12 protein-coding genes are annotated in these 20,022 nt (G+C 38.5%); 4 read left to right on the top strand and 8 right to left on the bottom strand.

Features of this window, described 5'->3' with window-relative positions:
- Positions 1–95: 95 nt before the first annotated feature.
- Positions 96–1,766: a formate--tetrahydrofolate ligase gene (locus tag IGJ14_RS06405; protein WP_019724338.1), complete on the bottom strand. Its 1,671-nt coding sequence runs from the start codon at positions 1,764–1,766 to the stop codon at positions 96–98.
- Positions 1,767–1,946: 180 nt separating this feature from the next.
- Here IGJ14_RS06405 and IGJ14_RS06400 point away from each other — a divergent pair, with 180 nt between their 5' ends.
- Positions 1,947–2,159: a cold-shock protein gene (locus IGJ14_RS06400; RefSeq protein ID WP_029594249.1), complete on the top strand. Its 213-nt coding sequence runs from the start codon at positions 1,947–1,949 to the stop codon at positions 2,157–2,159.
- 108 nt (positions 2,160–2,267) lie between these two features.
- Here IGJ14_RS06400 and IGJ14_RS06395 read toward each other — a convergent pair whose 3' ends face one another.
- Positions 2,268–2,705, bottom strand: coding sequence for an EbsA family protein (locus IGJ14_RS06395; protein ID WP_019724340.1), 438 nt, complete (start codon positions 2,703–2,705; stop codon positions 2,268–2,270).
- A 75-nt stretch (positions 2,706–2,780) separates the two neighbouring features.
- On the opposite strand from IGJ14_RS06395, the gene IGJ14_RS06390 reads away from it, so the two are divergent.
- Complete coding sequence (locus IGJ14_RS06390) at positions 2,781–3,176, top strand: ribonuclease HI family protein (protein WP_019724341.1); 396 nt, start codon at positions 2,781–2,783, stop codon at positions 3,174–3,176.
- A gap of 13 nt (positions 3,177–3,189) precedes the next feature.
- Here IGJ14_RS06390 and IGJ14_RS06385 read toward each other — a convergent pair whose 3' ends face one another.
- From IGJ14_RS06385 to alaS, 4 genes are all read right to left on the bottom strand, one after another.
- The gene (locus tag IGJ14_RS06385; protein WP_430608414.1) at positions 3,190–10,794 is read right to left on the bottom strand and encodes a QWxxN domain; all 7,605 of its coding nucleotides are present in this window, start codon (positions 10,792–10,794) and stop codon (positions 3,190–3,192) included.
- A gap of 649 nt (positions 10,795–11,443) precedes the next feature.
- Positions 11,444–12,583, bottom strand: coding sequence for a cation diffusion facilitator family transporter (locus tag IGJ14_RS06380; RefSeq protein ID WP_062805281.1), 1,140 nt, complete (start codon positions 12,581–12,583; stop codon positions 11,444–11,446).
- A gap of 38 nt (positions 12,584–12,621) precedes the next feature.
- The gene (locus IGJ14_RS06375) at positions 12,622–13,218 is read right to left on the bottom strand and encodes an ECF transporter S component (protein WP_019723497.1); all 597 of its coding nucleotides are present in this window, start codon (positions 13,216–13,218) and stop codon (positions 12,622–12,624) included.
- Positions 13,219–13,385: 167 nt separating this feature from the next.
- Positions 13,386–16,028, bottom strand: a complete 2,643-nt coding sequence (gene alaS, locus IGJ14_RS06370) for an alanine--tRNA ligase (protein ID WP_019723498.1) — start codon at positions 16,026–16,028, stop codon at positions 13,386–13,388.
- A 359-nt stretch (positions 16,029–16,387) separates the two neighbouring features.
- Between alaS and IGJ14_RS06365 the strand changes: the two genes are divergently transcribed.
- Positions 16,388–16,816, top strand: coding sequence for a GNAT family N-acetyltransferase (locus IGJ14_RS06365; RefSeq protein ID WP_019723499.1), 429 nt, complete (start codon positions 16,388–16,390; stop codon positions 16,814–16,816).
- Positions 16,817–16,923: 107 nt separating this feature from the next.
- On the opposite strand, the gene IGJ14_RS06360 is transcribed toward IGJ14_RS06365, so the two are convergent.
- Both IGJ14_RS06360 and IGJ14_RS06355 read right to left on the bottom strand, forming a co-directional pair.
- Entirely contained in the window at positions 16,924–18,273 is a 1,350-nt protein-coding gene (locus IGJ14_RS06360) for a DEAD/DEAH box helicase (RefSeq protein ID WP_019723500.1), read from the bottom strand.
- Positions 18,274–18,348: 75 nt separating this feature from the next.
- Positions 18,349–19,494, bottom strand: a complete 1,146-nt coding sequence (locus IGJ14_RS06355) for a VanZ family protein (RefSeq protein WP_019723501.1) — start codon at positions 19,492–19,494, stop codon at positions 18,349–18,351.
- A gap of 127 nt (positions 19,495–19,621) precedes the next feature.
- On the opposite strand from IGJ14_RS06355, the gene IGJ14_RS06350 reads away from it, so the two are divergent.
- Positions 19,622–19,948, top strand: a complete 327-nt coding sequence (locus IGJ14_RS06350; RefSeq protein ID WP_019723502.1) for a hypothetical protein — start codon at positions 19,622–19,624, stop codon at positions 19,946–19,948.
- Positions 19,949–20,022 lie beyond the last annotated feature (74 nt).

Genomic DNA, 20,022 nt, shown 5'->3' with positions numbered 1-20,022 from the left:
ACGCATAAGTCAAAAATAGATCAACTATTTTTGACTTATGCGTTTTTTTATTAAAAAGAGTCAGTGAACGCTACATAAAATCTTACATTTTCCGATTAGAATAAACCGATTACTTCTCCTTGATTCGTTACGTTCATATTCAAGGCGGCTGGTTTTTTTGGTAATCCAGGCATCGTCATCACTTCGCCTGTCAAAGCGACTAAAAAACCGGCACCTAACTTAGGTACAAATTCACGGATCGTGATTGTGAAATCCTCTGGTGCACCTAATAATGTTGGATCATCAGAAAAAGAGTACTGGGTTTTTGCCATACAAACCGGTAAGTCAGACCAACCATTTTTCTCAAATTCAATGAGTTGATTTTCTGCTTTTTTACTAAAAGAGACTTCTTTGCCACCGTAGATTTTTTGAACAACCGCTTGGACTTTTGTTTTGATCGGATCACTGGATTGGTACAATGGAACGTAATCCGCGCTTTCTGTATCGATCAATTCTACGACTGCCTTTGCTAAGTCCACGCCACCTTCCGCACCATGTTCCCAAACACTTGCGCGTTTTGCTACGACTCCTTCTTTTTCACACAATTCTTTCAGTAATTCTAATTCAGCGTCTGTATCAGTCACAAACTCATTGATTGCGACGATCACTGGAATCTGGTAACTTTTCATATTACGAATATGCCGTTTTAAGTTCGCATATCCAGTTTGCAACGCCTTGAGATTTTCATTTTGTAATTCTGCCTTATCCAATCCCCCGTGCATTTTTAACGCACGGACAGTTGCTACGATCACAATCGCATCTGGTGCTTTCTGCAAATTAGGAACTTTGATATCTAGGAATTTTTCTCCTCCTAAATCAGCACCAAAACCAGCTTCAGTCACTACATAATCCGCAATTTTCAAAGCAGTTTTAGTTGCTAATACACTATTACAGCCATGAGCAATATTTGCAAATGGTCCACCATGGATAAATGCTGGTGTACCATAGATCGTTTGTACGAGATTCGGTTTAATTGCATCTTTTAATAACAAAGCAAGGGAGCCCTCTGCTTTTAGATCCCCTGCTGTTACAGGGCGACGATCATAGGTGTAGCCAATCACGATTCGTGCTAACCGAGCTTTTAAGTCATCTAAATCAGCAGCTAAACACAAAATTGCCATGATTTCACTAGCCACCGTAATGTCGAATCCATCTTCTCTTGGTACCCCTTGCATCGGTCCGCCCAGCCCAACGATCACATTTCGCAATGCTCGGTCGTTTAAATCCACCACACGTTTCCAAATGACACGTCGAGGATCGATCCCCAGCTCATTTCCTTGATGGATATGATTATCTAATAGAGCTGACAAGGCATTGTTTGCAGAAGTGATGGCATGCATATCGCCAGTAAAATGCAAATTGATATCTTCCATTGGTAATACTTGTGCGTAGCCACCTCCTGTCGCTCCGCCCTTGATTCCCATAACCGGACCTAATGAAGGCTCACGTAATGCAATCACTGCTTTTTTGTCTATTTGGTTCAATGCGTCACCTAATCCGACTGTAACTGTTGATTTTCCTTCTCCCGCTGGTGTTGGATTGATAGAAGTTACCAATATGAGGCGACCATCCTCTTTTTCCGAAAAATCATTTATTGCGGTAAAGTTTATTTTTGCTTTGTATTTTCCATATAATTCCAAATCATCTTCATTGATTCCAATGCTATCCGCCACTCTAACTATCGGTTTTAGATGTGTTTCTTGTGAAATTTCTAAATCATTCTTCATTAAAACTCCCCTTTTCACGAACTATATATAAAAATAATTATATTTTGTTAAGTTAAATCCATTATACCTGTTTTCCTTGTAAAAAAAAACAAAAAAAACTGACTTTTAATTTATTTGACGTACCTATTAATTCTCTTTATAATATAGGCTATGATCAGACATAGAAAGGTCGTGAGTGTTTTGACCACAGGAATGGTGAAATGGTTCGATAACAAAAAAGGATATGGCTTTATTAGTTATGATGAAACAGAAGAGATCTTCGTACATTTTACTGCAATCGAAGAAGAAGGATTCAAAACACTTGAAGAAAACCAAGTGGTAGAATTTACCGTCATTGAAGGTAATCGAGGCGTTCAGGCGGCCCATGTCAAAAAGATCAATGATCAAGCTTAGTCCAATCAAACAAAATAAGCTATTCCGATATTTTTCGGAATAGCTTTTTTATTATTATAGACGACTCTCTGTGCAGTTAAAGATGGCTAAAGTCTCTATCGTTATTTTTTACTCAACTAAATCATTCGTATTCTCTGTCAGTGAAGAAGTGTTGATCGTTTTTTTATGTGGATGTTTCAAGTGATCAAGCAATTCTCCTTGTGCCTTCTGATTGACGAAAATCACGAATGGCTCTTTACCTTTTACAAGAGATAAAGATACTTTACGTTTTTGTACGTGAACTTCCTTGATTTCATTGATAGGTATGTCGCGATCTCTCCAAAATGCAGCATATTTTATTTTTATTGCCTCTTTCTTTAAAACGAGTGAGCGTCGAAATCCTAGCAAAAGAAAAATAAAGAAAATTCCCATTAAAATATTACTTTTCCAATAAGGCCTTGTATTTTCTAACGATAAAATCAAACTCAAAAATAATAGAATAAATGTTGATGACCAATAAATGATCGACTGTGCCGTTTCGGGCTGCCAGCGAATATTTTTTTTCATTCTTCAACCTCGTGTCTTTATCTGTAGTGGTATAATAAGTCAAACCGACAATTTTTGAAGGGCGTGTTTTTCCTTATGTTAAAAGTATACATTGACGCATCAACAAAAGGCAACCCTGGACCTAGTGGTGGAGGAATATTAATACTCGCTGATCAGCAACAAGAACAGTTGTCTATCCCTTTGTCCTTTGGTTCAAACCATCAAGCCGAGTTTGAAGTCTTTTTAAAAACTTTAGAAATTCTAAAGAATAGACAGATGACCGAAGAAATCATTCTCTGCTATTCCGATAGTAAAGTACTTGTATCAACTATCGATAAAAATTATACGAACAACAAAGATTTTTTACCTTATTTAGAAAAAATACAAAGTCTATTAAAAGATTTTTCAATGTTGATCCTTCAGTGGGTACCTGAAAGTAAAAATAAAGGCGCTGATAACCTAGCTAGACAAGCGTTACAAAAAACCTTATAAACTATCGGTATATTTAGTTAAACCCCCTCACACTCAATTCTTTTTTATTTAAATTGGAAAATGAAATATTCACTGTTTTATTCGTTTCCTTGCTATTTGTTGCTGCTTGTTGGACGATAGTAGCAAAACTTCTTTTGTCACGAATATTCGGAGGAGTTGGAAGGGTTGGGGGTTGATCCTCTCTGATATTTCCTGCTTTGGTTTGGTTCTTTTCAGTTTCATATTCTTTTTCTATGATAAAAAAATTCCCCGTATGCATCAGCGCAAAAAAAATGAATATTTTAGGATCGATTAAAGGTCCATCCCTCAACCCTCTCTCCACACGCAGACGATTGAAGAAATCATTGTCTAATGCAAGATCTCTTATAATCGTCATCACCACTTCCGCATCTAAAATCAAAAAATTTGCTGCTAACATTGGATCATTTAAAAGTTGCTTTACCACCTCACTGCGAGCTAATTTAGGCAAATCGAATTCTTGCGCCAAATGTCTAACAAACAAATCAAAATTCTCAGAATACGTTATTTCCACATATTCAAGGTCATAGCGTTTTCTGATATCTTCACCACTACTTTGAAATCCTATCGGAGGATCTTCAAATTTAGCATAATCAACTGTGCTTGATACAATATGCGTGGTTTCGTGGATAACCGTTCCGGATAAAGTAGGTGTAGTTTGAATCGTTGGCTTAGCTGACGGCTTGACATGAAATTTATCCGCCATGATCAGTATTCGGCATTCTGGGTCAGCATTTACAACAAACGCCACGGTAGTCGGAGGTTTCACTTTGGATGTATAATAGTTTTTCGTCTTTTTATCATAAACTAAATCGGAGGAGACAATCCAGATATTTTTATAGCCTAGATCTTTTGATAAATTGAGAAACTGTTCGCTTTTATCCGCTACAATCAATAATCTTTTGATGACTTCTTTCATTATTTGTTCTTTATTTTCGCTGGTTTCTAGCTTGAACATGTGATTCAAATATTGACCGGGCTTTCTTTCTGCAAGTGTTTCAAGTGTTAACCACTCCTCTGCTTTTTTCTTGAATGTTTTGAGATAGGTCACTGCCTCAGCGACTCCCGAAGCGACTTCTTGTTGAAATACATCAATGTACTCTGGTACTTTATCAGAGGTAAAGCCAGGAAATATTCGGTAAGGAATCTCGGGCTTGTTCGCTAGTATCCTTGCGATTTCATGCTTCATCCCTGATTTTGCCATCCCATCAGTACGGGCAGTTGGATTCGTATATTCTGACACAAAAGAAGTCAATGTTGGAAGCTTCACTCGGTCATCCTCATACCTGAACTTCTTTGGATGATCAGAAAGTATCTGGGCTTTTCTGAACTCATTAAATGTTACCGCTACACCAAGGGAATCTGGTAATTTGTAATACGGTGGGTATTCCAAAATTTTCGCTATCTCTGCTAAAGTGTCTGCCTCATGTGATGTTCCCGCTTCTCCAATTTGCGGAATTGGTTGCTTTTCTTTTTTTTCCCCTGCCGCCTTGTCCTTTGGTTTCTTAGGAACACTTTTTTTCCCACCTGCTAAGATGGCATGGTGTGGATCAGCAAGCAATCTTTCTAATGGGGTCTCCACACGGAAATGATTGTGTATCTCATCAAATCTCAAGATGAGCAACGGTCTAGTTACCTTTTTCTTAACCAGGTGATATCGTTGATTTTCTTGATCCATTAAAATCAATGGAACATAGCGATTATTCACCTTGATATACGTTCTTCCTGAAGAGGTACGCATCAAGCCAAACTCATCAGGTGGTGTAAGTGAGAGGGGACTACTGATACTTTCAAATTGTTCCAGTTGACTAGCAACATAGTCACTTACATCTTTTGCTAATCTTGGCGAAGTCTCAGTTTCGAAATACCAGCCAATACCGTTAAATCGGATAGGGAATAAGGTATCTCCTTCATATACGTCATATCTTACCCCATGTCCTTCAATCGAATGGATTTGAACAGGAACTATTCGTTGATTCATTTGAATAAAGGAACCAATGACTTCGCCATCCTTCTCTACCTTATATACCTTTCCTTCACCATATCCTTTGGGGTTCAAATTATTTTCTATTATAAATAGTTGCTTGGTATCCACTTGATTTGCGAGCCTGTTTATACGCTCAAGCTCTTCATGGTTGTAAAACAAGTCCCCTTCAAAAGACCTGAGCTGATTCCCATGTAATGTGAAATATCCACCAAAAATATCACCATCTTCTAGATTCATCACTTGCTTGTACAATGAGTCTTTCACACGTCTCACTATACTGTAGGGGCCCTTTCTCGGCAACTGTGCTCTCACATGATCCTCAGGCAACGAAGGTATTTTTCTGGTTAACGTCTCTAGTTTAGTTAATACTGGTTTCAAATGAGCAGGAATGAACCAATGATTTTTCAATTCAGAAAATCCTCTAAGTATCCACTTTGCGCCGTCAGTGACTAATTCAAATCCAGGATCTGCATAGCGTGTTGAACTTTTAAGAAGCGCTTTTATTTCCAAACGAGAGGGTGTGAAGCGCGTTCCGTTTCTTATCGCGTGTCTGACCCCACTTTTCGCAGCCGCTTTTGCCATCCCCAAAGCGAAATTTGTACTCAGTCCCATCACTTGTCCAAAGACAGGGATCAAGAAAATCACATCAATTGTACAGGAAGTAACCGCATCAGAGACATTTTTGTCAATGATCCCGACAATGCAATCGTAAAAGGGAATGATATGTTTGATCACATCCCAAATTTGTTCAGGTATGGATTTATCATTTCCAAACTCGTATAGTTGGTGATAGAAACGATCTCGCTGTATTTGACTGATTGCGATACTCAGTTTTGCATGATTCATCTCTTGCCCTAGTTCATTTTCTCGGTTGATTTTGGTAGAAAACGTGAAATCTTTTTTACCAATTCGGATTTTTTCTCCGTTTTGTATATACCCCTTGCGCCAAAGATCTTTTTGATCAAACAATCCATATTTAAGATATAACAGCGGATCTTTATCCACTCGGTAAAAAATATACCCCCCGTCTTGTCCCAATTTCTTCACAGCATAAAAACGTTCTTCTGCTCCCTGAACCGCTGCAAAAAGATCTGTATCTTCTAGATTTAAGTCGGTATCCAACCATTTTTCACGCTCACTGAAATTGATTGCAGGAACTCCTCCAATAGCTGGTGGCGCATAGTAGTGTATCTGATGCTTCAGCTCTGCCGAGGCTCTATAAATTCGTGTTTCATTTGAGAATAGGAAATTTTTCTCTGACTGATCTAATCCATTCAAAGCGGTGCCGATAAATCGCTGGTTAATTTTGAAAAAAGCGTCGGCTACATCTTTCGTTAACTGTGTGTACCATTCTTCTAGATTTGGTGGTTGGTAGACTTCAGGACAGGGTGACAAGCCTAATAAATATGCTTGATCCAATAACAATCCGATCTTTCCTGAACGTTTGTTGCATTCTTGGTTCACAAATTCTGCCAATGCTTTTTTTCGACGCCAGTTGATCACTGCCTCTTCATAAACACCCATTTCATGATAAACGATTTTTTCATTCTCAACGATTGACTCCATCATTTCTTGCCAGAAGGTGATAAAGGTCTGTAAGGCATAGATTTTATACTCACCATTTTCTATAGCCTCTTTTAATCCTTCTGGGTCTAATTGAGCAGTGGTCAGTAAAGCTGGAGTTAGCAAGTACTGTAAGACTTCAATTTGCTGAATCGATTGTATCTCCAAGTAATCGCAAAAAAAGATACCTAGTCTAATAACGTCTTCCCTGCTAAATTCTGACAGATATCCAGCATCTGCCAATAGTTTTCCCCCAGCTAATTGCATCAATGAGTCGAAATCAGAAATCGGTAAATCATCAGCTAATTGGCTAGACTCAAGAAAATAATTGGGTAATACTTTTTCGATAAATTTTATCCATAGTTTTTCAAAAACTACTTGATCCTTTCTTAACATTTCTTCCTCTCTGCTATCTTTTCCGATGATAGTATGGAGAGTGATCACGCCTTCTTTTCTTAGCGAATCGACCTCTAACAAATTTCTGATTTGTCCGATCGTAAAGCTTGAAGGATCGGGTGAATCGATGATTTTTCTTATGATATATTCTTCAACCGATCCATTCAATATATTTTCGATCGCCCATTTCATAATTGTAGTTTCAGCTTTTTTTACAGAAATTTTATCCTCTGACGCGTCACCCTGCATCTTTAGTTCATTTAAAATGATTTTAGCGATAGGCTGAATTTTGTCTGGCATAAAGACCATGCCAACACCTTCTTGTGTCAACCACTTCCCCATAGATATCAATATTCGTTCCGTTGATTGATCAAAAGGAACAACCCCATGTTGCATAAAAAATTGATTTAACTGAACACCTATATTTTTATTACGCCATCGTTCCTTGCTTACAATGGAATCTATTGGCTCCCTCTCGGTTTGTTCCGTTTGTTTATTGTCTGTCATGTCATTGTTTACAGGTAATCCATGTTGTTCCGTTTGTTTATTGTCTGTCATGTCATTGTTTACAAGTAATCCATGTTGTTCCGTTTGTTTATTGTCTGTCATGTTAATGTTTAAAGGGAATTCATGTTGTTCCGTTTTTTTGTTGTCTGTCATGTTAATGTTTACAGGTAATTCATGTGTCTGATCGTCGAGGTTAAATGTTTCAAATAACCATTTTATATATGTTAATTTGGCTTGTACACCTGAGATGACCCCATCGATTTTTTCGTTCAAAATCACTTGTGCCAATTGCTTGATCTTGACCGGATCAATCATCTCAATCGTTGCTCCCTCTAATAACACCCAATGAGTAACTGCATGCGCAAAGGCACTGGGGTCAGACATATTCCAACTTTGGCCTTGTTCTACGAGAAAATCAGCGACTCGTCGTTTCGTCTCCTCTTTTTGGATGGGTGTATCTTCAACACTTTGTGCATCTTCTGCTTTTTTTTGTAGGTTATTTTCTTGTAGAAACGTATCGATCCCGTCTTTTTTGTCATTGTGCTTCCTTTCTGGCTTCTCATCAATAAGGTAATTTAATTGCGCATTATTATCTTCCCATTGAAGAATACACACACGAGCATCCTGAACAGTCAAAGGTCGCTCTTCAATACCATAATGCTCAAGAAGTAGTTCGGCTGCCTCTTCTTGTCTTTGGACAATCTCCTCGTAGTTTTCCCCATTCAATACCCAACCTTGTAACTTCCTTACTAATTCACTGTTTGACACATTTCCCAATGATAAACTTTTTGAAATAAGGAAAATTCTGACTGCTTTGTTTACAACCAGTGTTTTTTCACGTTGGAGCAAAATCGGATAATCATAATAATATGGCTTGATGGGATTAACATTCGATACCGTCATTGCCTGATCATGTATAAAGTCATGAAAGATTTTCCCACTTACTTTTTTTTGTTCTTGAAGTCGAATAGTATAAGGGGTTTCTGGTGAAGACAGGCGAATATCTTCTGTCTGTTCAGAATTTTCTTTATAGGTACATCCTTTCAATAATAGATTTACTTTCAATTGTTGTTGCACCGCTGATGTTTTGGTTAGCAAGTATGGATCACCTAACCGAATATTTTCAACTTCGTAGGCCTTCATTAAAAAATAAGTAATGAATTGTTCTCTTGATTCTTGTGCCAAAGGGTTAGAACTTCCCCCCGATTCTACAAATTTTTTGAGACCAGCCATTATTTTTTTAGACGTAGCTTGTCCCTGGATCTCCACTTTATTTTTTTTGAGGAACTCAAGGAGAAGTTCTTTTACATTATCCGTTTTGTCTCGGTTGATAAAAAGATCATATTCATAATAAAAGATTGGCAAATCTTGGAATAAGATTCCTGCCGGCATTTCATTATTTTCCAAAATTTCTTTGATATTGTGTACTTGAGCTAAATAAGTGATCGGAGATATCGTAGTCGTAAGATTATTCATCTTCCCTTTAGGAAGCGTCAAATGAACGATCACACTACTTACTTCAGTGAATCCAAAGCCTTTGAAAATATTGTTCGTTCGCCACTGAAGGGCAATTGCGACGGCCTCTCTATAGGTTAATTCTCGATCTGGTATCCCATATTTTTTTAGGATAAGATGCGCTAGAGAGATTCGTTTCTCTAAAATAAGATGAAAGGCAAACGTGTCTTGTTCCCAGTTACTGATCAGCACAAACAAGTCATGAAGAGATAGATCACCCATAAAGTCTTTGACTGCTTCGTTGACCTCGTCTGTTTTGCTGCGCTGTTGAAACACCTCGTGGTCATACCAAAATGGCATCATAGGCGTCATCATATTTTCTGGAAAAGGTCGTCTATGTAAATAGTTGTGGATAATATGATTGATTCTATCGACCGTTGTTTGAGGAAGATCCTCATAAGAAGTAAAACGTATTTTGGAAATCTGTGCCGAAGCAGGTGTAGTTGTCATGGAATGAGAAGGAAGTGATGTAGCATCTACACCAAAAAAGTTTGTCTTTTGATCAAAAAATCCGCTAATGCTTTCAGCAAATCTACTCGTTAGCTGCCAAATAGTCGTTAACAACTGTTCTGATTCTTCTTTTGATGATGGGAGATTGAGCAGTGCTAAATTATGTGCAGAAAAAGGATGTTCATGAGGATTTATTTTTTGTTCTCTGCCAAACGGTTCACGCGCTTTTTGTATCCCATCGAAGGTGTCTTTGAGCCATTTATAAAATTGGCGAGAAGTTCCCTCTTCTGGTCTTTCAGCGCTAGATTTCAATGGGTTGCGAATAAATGAGCGGAAGCTATCGGCTAGATAGAACCAAAAGTCCTCAGTCATACCATGGAAATAGGGGGCATTTGTGTTGTGTGTCCCATTTTGTTTTGTCGTAATAATGCTGGGTGTTTCATCAACGAACTCTTCAAACACATTTTTAAGTTTTTCCGCGATGTCTTTCGCTTCAAAATAATCTCTGTCATTTGTTGGGGGAATTTTTTTGAAATAGAATTGTTGGAGGTCGTGTGAAGGCTCTGTTTCTTGTTCATTTATTTTTTGAGATTTAGCGGTTGCCACTTTACAGATGGTTTTAAAGTGCGTTTGTACGTTTTTGGGTTGTTCCCACAATCCCGCTTTCCGTCCGATTGTCTCTGTTTTTGTCGTCGTGCAATCGTCTAGTTCAACTATGCCATGTACGAATTTATGAACCGCTAAGCTCCATAACTGCGCTGCTTCAACTAACGGGGTTGACGTATTTATCTTTGGGGCAAATTCACTTTGTGTTCTGTTATTGTTTGATACACCGGGGATAGTTCTGGCATCGAAGGTTGAACTTGAAGACAGCGAATGCACCACTTCGTCTTTATGATTGATCCACTCATCAGTTACCACAAAAGTATCCATCTCAAAAATGGCACGGTCTTCTTGGACTGCCCTCTGTTTATTTGGCATTTCCTCTTCTAATTTGAAATTTTGGAACAGACTGAATGCGTAAAGCATTCCGACTGCCGTCTTTAGCCCTTTTCTTGTTGGTTGGTTGCCAGAATGTTCAGAAATATAATTGACCATTCTTTGCTCGGCTTTCCTGTTCACATTTTTATGTCTTTTATTTTCGAATATTCCTATTGGTTTACGATGATCTTCTATCGGCATCTTATTCCCTCCTCAATGGATTCGAATGATTGATTGCTAGGACTTCATCAACAGTTGAACATTGAAACAAGAATTTTCACCTTGTGAATGATAAGAATCATTGACACTCATTATTCTTAAAAGACACAACCTACATCCATAATTATTCCTGTTGTCACTACCGAAAATCTCAGAATCATTGATGGAACAGAATATTTATTTTTATAGTACTTGATAGTATTTATAAAACAACCACTATTATTTCTTAATACAGTAAAAAAAAAGACAACAAAGCGATTTAATTTCTTTTTTCCACAGAATTCAAACGATAGATTATAAATTATTTGTTCAAAAAGTGTATACTTAAAAATTACAAATTTAATAAATGATACATTCTATTGTACGACTACGACACCACCTCTAAGTTCATTTTAATTGATAAAAGAGTGGACACACCGTTCAGAAAAAATAATATCATCACCCTTTGTTCTCCCCTAAAGATGAAGTGGCGGTGTTCCATGAGCATTCTTTTAAAAAAATAAGCAAAAAACCCGAAAATACAAGATTTCAGGTTTTCTGCTTATTTTAGTTAAGCGGAACAGTTCAATCAAAATCTCATCGCATCAGATGGGCTTATTGATGTTTAACCGTCGCTCATTTTTTTAACTATTTAGAAAAGTAAATAATTATGATCAAAGGTGATATCTAATTGATACTGCCCGACTCTCTTTTCTATTTGGATACGCATCATTCGTTCTAATTCCTCGTCAGACAAACGCGTACCTTCAGGGACAACGACATCAAATTGTAGGATCTGTCCTTTATGGATCATGCGGAAATCATGGATTTTCAAGCCTTCTGCTGTCTCATTGATGATTTTTTTCAACTCATTAAGAATCTCTTGATAATTCTCATTGTTGACTGGTACAGGATCTAGATGACAGACTAATTCTACACCTAATGATCGTTTAAAATCCTTTTCGATAATGTCCATGATCTTGTGTGCTTCATTCAAATCTAGCCGATCATCGACTTCCACGTGAACGGAAGCAAAACGTTGATTTGGTCCGTAATTATGCACTAACAAGTCATGATAACCGAGTATTTTTGTATAGCCATTTAGCTGCTCCTCCATCGCCTGGATCTGTTCAACAGTAGGACGGCTCCCTAATAATTCATATACGAATTCTCTTAACATCATTACGCCGCTGTACAAAATGTAAAGTGCTAACAAGAAGCCAATATAGCCATCCACGCGCCACCCTGTCAACCATTCGACAGAAGCTGAGAGTAAAACAGCAAAGGTCGTATATACATCATTATAACTGTCTTTGGCAGTGGCATGTAACGTTTCCGAATCGATCATTTTTGCGGTTTTCTTGTACATACGTCCCTGAATAACTTTTAAAGCAATCGAAAAGACTAAAACTAAAAAGATGATCGGTGATAAGGCAATATTTTCCGGATCGATGATTTTTTCAATTGAGGAGTGTAAGAACTGGAATCCGACATACGTGATGATGAGAGATACGAATAGTCCACTGATATATTCAAAACGTTCGTGTCCATAAGGATGTTCCGGATCTGCTGGTTTTGCCGCGATTTTGAAGCCAACCAAAGTCAAAACAGAAGAAGCGGTATCCGACAAACTGTTGATAGCATCCGCCATGATCGACACACTTCCAGAGAGTAGTCCGATCATCAATTTCGCAACGAATAGGATCACATTAGTTAACAGTCCCCATACCCCTGCCATCAATGCTTTTTTTGTTCGTTCTTTTGCTGTTAGTGTTTCTTGTTTCTTTGCCAAATTTGTGACTCCTTTTATCTGTGATTGCTGGTCTTATATCATTCAGGTTTTAAAGGTGTTGCTGCAAATAATGCTTTGGCGAGTAATGGTGTGATGATCCCCGCGCCGATAGCTTCTGGAATTCCATTGATTGCAGCAATTCCAGCAAGTGTCTTGAACAAGACCGAAGCATCGACACCATAAGCTTGAGCTGTGGCATTCGTATAAAATAAGCCCATAAATCCTAAAACAAGGACCGTATTGACTAAAGAACCTAAAATTCCTGCCACAACAGCCGGTACGACGATCGTAGAGGAACGCTTATACAACCAATGAAATACTAAGCCAGCCACTAGTCCCACTAAAACTCTGGGTACAACTGAGATGATTGGATTGGTAAAAACCAATGTATCGAACGGTGTAGTTGGCATCGCGTAGGCTCGGATGATCGTCGCAATTCCCCAGAACAAGCCGATCAACATGCCATCTTTCGGTCCTAATACTACGGCCGCTACGATTACTGTGATATGGATGATCGTCAAGCTTATAAAACCTAATGGGATAAAGCCTAACCATGGAATCATTGATTGAACGATAATGATGGCTAACAAAATGGCACGAAGTACTAACCGAAATGTTTTATTTTTGCTATTCATTGAATCTCCCCCTGTTTGCTTTACTCTAATCCTATAGCGTTTTGTTGATTTGTCAATAAATGTGTACATAGCAACAACCGTTGAGCCAATGAAAATAAAGCAACGAGCTTGGGAAATCATCCCAAACTCGCTTGCCATTTATTTGTAGTAAAAACCTACGCTTGCTTCTATTTATTTTCTAACCATGTTTTTGCTTCTGTCAATGCGTCTGAGATACCAGCTGGGTTTTTTCCACCTGCTTGCGCCATATCTGGACGACCACCGCCACCACCGCCGACTTTCGGTGCGATTGCTTTGATCAAATCGCCAGCTTTCAAGCCTGCTTCATTTGCTTCAGGCGTCATTGCTGCTAACAAGCTGACTTTACCTTCTTGTTCGTTTGCCAAGACAAGAATATCTGAAACTGCTTTTTGTTTCCATTGATCGGCTAATTGACGTAATTGATTCATATCTTTTACTTTTACTTGTGCAGTGATGATCGTTTTACCATTGATCGTCTCTGGATTTTTGAAAATATCTCCTGCTTGTTGGTTCGCTAACTTACTTGCCAATTGTTCATTTTCTTTTTGTAGCTCTCTTAACTGTTGTTGCAATTGTTCTGCTTTAGCTACGACTTCTTTCAATTGTGGTGATTTCACGATTGCCGCAACTTCTTTTAGTTGTTGTTCTTCGCTTTCCAACAATTCATAAGCTTCTTTACTTGTCACCGCTTCGATCCGACGAACCCCTGCACCGATCCCTGATTCAGAAACGATTTTAAAGATTCCGATGTTTTCGGTATTACCGACATGCGTACCACCACATAACTCGATCGACCAACCGCCGATATTGACCACACGGACTTCGTTGCCATATTTTTCGCCAAACAATGCCATTGCGCCCATATTTTTCGCTGTATCGATGTCTGTTTCGATCGTTTCAACAGGAATGGCTTCCCAGATTTTTTCGTTTACGATTTGTTCCATTTTTGCCAATTCTTCACTTGTGATTTGACCAAAATGTGTGAAGTCAAAACGCAAATGACCTGGTGCAACCAATGAACCTGCTTGGTTGGCATGATCGCCTAATACTTCTTTTAATGCTTTGTGCAATAAGTGAGTAGCCGTATGGTTTTTGATGATTCGGTTACGTCTTGGTTCATCAATCAATAAATGATAGGTGTTTCCTTCTTTGATCTCAGAAAGGACTTCTACTTTATGCAAGAATTGTCCATTTGGTGCTTTTCGAACATCAGTCACATTTGCTACTGTTTCACCAGAGGCATCAATGATCCAACCTTGATCGGCTACTTGTCCACCCATTTCAGCATAAAATGGTGTTTGATCAAAGATCAATTGCGCTTCCCCATCCGATAGTTCACTGACGATTGTTTCGTCTTGGACGATCACTAGTAATTCACTGTCAGATTCAATATGGTCATAACCGATGAATGTGCTATCTACTTTGATATCTGTCAATAAAGCAGATTGAACACCCATAGATGTTTCTGTATTACGAGCCGCACGCGCGCGATCACGTTGCGCCTGCATTTCTGTTTCAAAGCCTGCGTGATCGACATTCAATCCTTCATCTTCCGCCACTTCTTCTGTCAATTCAACTGGGAATCCATACGTATCGTAAAGTTTAAAGATATCTTTTCCTGCAAGCGTTGTTCCGTTTGCTTGTTTTACCTCTTTGATCACTTGGTTCAAGATCTCAAGCCCTTCGTTGATCGTTTCATTGAAACGTTCTTCTTCCGTACGAACGACTTTTTCGATAAATTCTTTTTGATCCAGCACTTCAGGATAATAGCTCTCCATGATTTCGCCAACAACAGGCACTAAACGGTATAAGAAAGCTTGCTCGATCCCTAATTTTTTCCCGTGCATGACAGCTCGACGTAACAAACGACGCAAGACATAGCCACGACCTTCATTTGAAGGCAATGCCCCGTCACCGATCGCAAAGGATAATGCTCGGATATGGTCAGCGATTACTTTATATGAAATATCAGTTAAGGCATCCTCACCGTATTTTACTTTGTTGCTCAATTGCTCAACTGCATGGATGATCGGCATAAATAAATCTGTTTCAAAGTTGGTTGGTGCATCTTGAACGATTGAAACCATTCGTTCCAAGCCCATGCCCGTATCAATGTTTTTATGTGGAAGAGGTTCAAACGTATTATCTGGTTTGTGGTTGAACTCTGAGAATACTAAGTTCCAGATTTCAAGATAACGTTCATTTTCGCCACCAGGGTAGTTTTCAGGATCATCTTCTTCCAAGTCATTATAGGCTTCGCCACGATCATAAAAAATCTCTGTATCTGGCCCACATGGTCCAGCGCCGATATCCCAAAAGTTATCTTCTACATCCACGATATGGTCAAGAGATAATCCTACTTCTTCGTGCCAGATACGTTTTGCTTCTGTATCTTTTGGATAAACAGTGACATATAATTTCTCAGGATCAAACGCCATCCATTTTGGACTTGTTAAAAATTCCCATGCCCAGTGGATTGCCTCTTCTTTGAAATAATCGCCGATCGAGAAGTTCCCTAACATTTCAAACATCGTATGATGACGGGCAGTTTTCCCTACATTTTCGATGTCGTTCGTACGAATCGATTTTTGCGCATTCGTGATTCTTGGATTGTCTGGTACAACAGATCCATCAAAATATTTCTTTAGTGTCGCCACTCCTGAGTTGATCCATAATAAGGTTGGATCATTGACCGGTACTAGTGAAGCACTAGGTTCGATCGTATGTCCTTTTTCTTGGAAAAAGTCTAAAAACATTTGACGTACTTCTGCACTGCTTAATTTTTTCATTGTTTTACCTTCTTTCTACATAATAAACGACAAAAAACACCATTACAGCCAAGGACGAAAACTCGCGGTACCACCTTGATTGCAATGATGTTTACTCATTACCTCTTAAACTCGTTAACGCTGAGTCGCGTTGATATTTCTATCAAATTGAAAAAGGGAGCAGTTTGAACAGTGACTATTCTTTTTTCAGCCGAGAAAGAATTTTCTGTGAGTCAGTCTAAAACAAACTATGTCCTTTTTGTACTTTATCAGTATACGTATTCTTAGCGATGCTGTCAATCCTACTTTTTGATTTTTCATTGTTTGCGGTCTACGTTTTCCTTGCTATAATCAGGAAAGAACCCTAGGGAGGCAAAACAATGGAAACGTATTTTGGAACCGAAGAATGGATAAAAGCCAGCAGTTACGTTTTACGTTATGACGTATTCGTGTTAGAGCAAGAAATACCTGCTCATTTAGAATTTGACGGTAAGGATGCCTATTACCCAAACCTTGTCATGATCCATGACGAACAGCCAATTGCTACCTTACGTTACCAAAAACAAAGTGACGAACAAATCCAATTTGATCGTTTTTGTGTCGCAAAAGATTGGCGCAAACGTGGGATTGGCAGAGAAATGCTTCAATTGGCAGAAAAGCGAGCAATAAATGAAGCATTCAAAGAAATTTATTTGATTGCAGAAATTCCCGCCGTTCCTTTCTACGAAAAGCAGGGCTATCAGAGTTTTTCAGACCCACTGATCGAAGACGGCATTCTTTGTCAACAGATGCGAAAACAGTTCTCCTAATATCAACTGTTTAATCAAAAAAATCAGCCCTAAAACCCAAAATAGATTTCCTATTTAGGTTTTTGGGGCTGAAAGTCAAGGGGAGCGTGATTCGCTCATGACTGCTCTTATTGGTTGGAATTCTTTTTATTTTTTCTGGCTGTACGCGTTTGTTGACGTCTTTCGATCTTGCGGTCTTTTTTATTTTTCTCCGCAATCGCCCAGTCGATTTTTTTCTTGTAACCAGGTTTGATTTTTTTCTTTTTCTTTTTGACTAAACCAATCAGTGTTGGGTCAAGATTGTCTTTTGATTTTTCACGTTTCGTCCGACGGTTACGGTCATAGGTTTTAACGATTTCACCATTTTTGATTTCCATTGGCTCAAAGACAACACCGATTTTTTCGATGCCTTCGATCAATGCCTCATCACTTGGTGCATATAAAGTGATCGCGGTTCCTTTTAAACCATTTCTACCAGTACGACCGACACGGTGGATAAAGAAATCTAGATCTTCTGGAACCTCCGCATTGATGACATGAGAAACGCCTTCGATATCGATACCACGAGCAGCTAAGTCTGTCGCAACTACATATTGATACTCTAAGTTTTGCACTTGGCGCATCACACGCTTACGTTCACGAGGAGTGATATCTCCATGGATCTTCGCTACTTTCAAGCCTTGGTTTTTCAAGTAATCAGCGATTTCGTCTACATGTTGTTTCGTATTTGCAAAGACGATTGCTAAATAAGGATGCCCGATCGTCAATAATTGATAGATCGTTTGATTCTTATCTTTTCCTTTTGTTGAAACTAACCAATTCTCGATATCTTCTGAGATCACTGCTTTTGGTTTGATTTCTTCGATGATTGGATTTTCCATATATTTACGCAAAAATGGGCGTAGTTTTTCTGGAATCGTTGCTGAGAAAACTAAAAATTGTAATTTTTCTGGCAAGCGGCTAGCGATTTGATCAACTTCATTCAAGAATCCCATATCTAAGGTCATATCTGCTTCATCCACGATGAACGCAAAGGCTGTATGGATCTTTAAAGCTTGCTCATTCATCATGTCAAGGATACGTCCTGGTGTACCGACAACGATTTGCGGTTGTTGGTGATTCAAGCGATTTAATTGACGTTGTTTGTCTGTTCCGCCGACAAAATTCGATACGCGAATCTCCGGATCGGAAAACTTAGCGATTTGAACAGCAGCTTCATAGATCTGCGTCGCCAGTTCACGACTTGGTGCTGTGATTACCACTTGGACTTCTTCTTTATTGGCATTGATTTTTTGAAATAGAGGCAAAAGAAACGTATGCGTTTTTCCTGAACCAGTTTGTGATTGTCCGATGATATTTTTCCCTTTTAAAATCAAAGGAATCAATCGTTCTTGCACTTCTGTTGGTTGTTGGAACCCTTTTTCTGCTAACGCTTCGTTGATAAACGGATGAAAATTGAATTGTTTAAAATGACTCATTTCGACACCTCTTCTCTTTGTATTTTTCACGACTTTGGAATTATACCATAAATTTGCTTATTTTGCTTGAAAAGGTCAGGCTTTTCTATCTTTGATCGTACTGATCGTGTAAGTATGACTCGCTTTTTCATAGAATAAAACTCGCTTTTTACGGATAAAAGATAAGAATAGATTCAGACCGAAGATGAACTGTGCAACCAAAGTACATAAGAAAATGAACACTGCACTCATCTGTGTGACACCTGTCGCTTGATTGATGACTGGACCAACTAATTGGCTCAACCAGCCTAGCCCATAAAATAAGAAATAGAGATACGCATATCGAATGAACAATGCACGAAATCTGATTCGTTCTCTCCCATCTTCAACAAGCTTGATCCGGACGATTTTTTTCCCAAGTGTTCGACCATTTGTAAAGACAGGAAGAAGCATGAAATAGAGAAAGACTTGCACGAACAACCACCAACTATAGGAGGTGAACTCACTACTTCCAATCGACAATCCGGCAACCACTCCGATGATCGACGTACAAATAGATAAGAAAAACCAATCAATTAAATAGGCAACCAGACGGCGTGTCAAAGAGACTGTCTTGCCTTTTTCATAAGATACTTCATCCATTCTCGCTCTTGTTGGCAACATAAACGTAAAGATTGGTGTCACAAGATAGCCAAGCATTCCGCCAAATGTATTGGTCAGTAAATCATTGACATCGAATAATCGATACGGACGTGGATAGATAAAGTAAAGACCGGTTAATTGTGTCAACTCAAAAAATAGGGAGAGACAGAAACTTGCAATGACCGTTTTGACGAAGGATAGTCGGAAATAATACCTTAAATAGATGCCAAAAGGTAAGAGTAAAAAGACATTGAATAATGGCTCTAAAAAAACACTTTGTCGCATCGCAGGTAAATAGGTACTCGGATCGGACAACACGAGGACTGTATTCGCTCTGAAGTTCTCCCAAGACGCAAATAGGTGTAATTCCATTTTTGGACCTGTCATTTGCGCAACAGCTTCCTTAGTAGGTAAAGGTAAAATCACTAAAAAGTAAGCACATAATAGATAAAAGACAAATGAATATAAAATGACCGCTCTAGTTAGGAGAAACGTTCCATACTTTCGGTATTCATAAATAAAAAAGATAGCAGAAATCGCCAATGCGAGAAAAGGAAAGACAATCAACGCAAAACGAATCGGCTCGATATAACTTGCCATAAAACAAAAAGACCTCCTTTGAATACAGTTATCTTAGCAATATTGGTGAAAAGAATGCAAGTAATGACTAAATTATTTTTAAATTCCTATCAATTGAAGTATGATTATTATGAGGAGGCGATTCATTTTGCTTAATATTTATTTTGTATTTGGTGTTCCAGCATTTTTACTTATTCTCTATTTAGTCTTTGCATTGATTCGTAAGCGGACATCGATCCATTACTTAGGCTTTATTCTATTGATCATCGCAGGCTTTATGCTTGTTTTCAACTTACAGACATGGCAACAAGCAGTCTCTGAGCTTTCACATACTTCAAGTGCAGAACTTTCTGCAGAACTTGGCTATTCTGTCTATTTGATCTGGGTACCAATTGGTATTGCTACGTTATTATTTTTGTTGAATATCTTTCGCGCTTTGTTAAGGATCAAGCAAATTCGAAAAAAAAACAAATAGGAAGACGAGGTCAAGCCAGAAGCGTTTAACCTCAAAAAATAAGGCGTCATCCACGAAAATTGTTTTTCAACTTT

Source organism: Enterococcus sp. DIV1304_2, from assembly GCF_050555445.1.
Lineage (GTDB): Bacteria > Bacillota > Bacilli > Lactobacillales > Enterococcaceae > Enterococcus_B > Enterococcus_B pernyi.
This window is presented reverse-complemented; position numbering and strand designations above follow the sequence as displayed.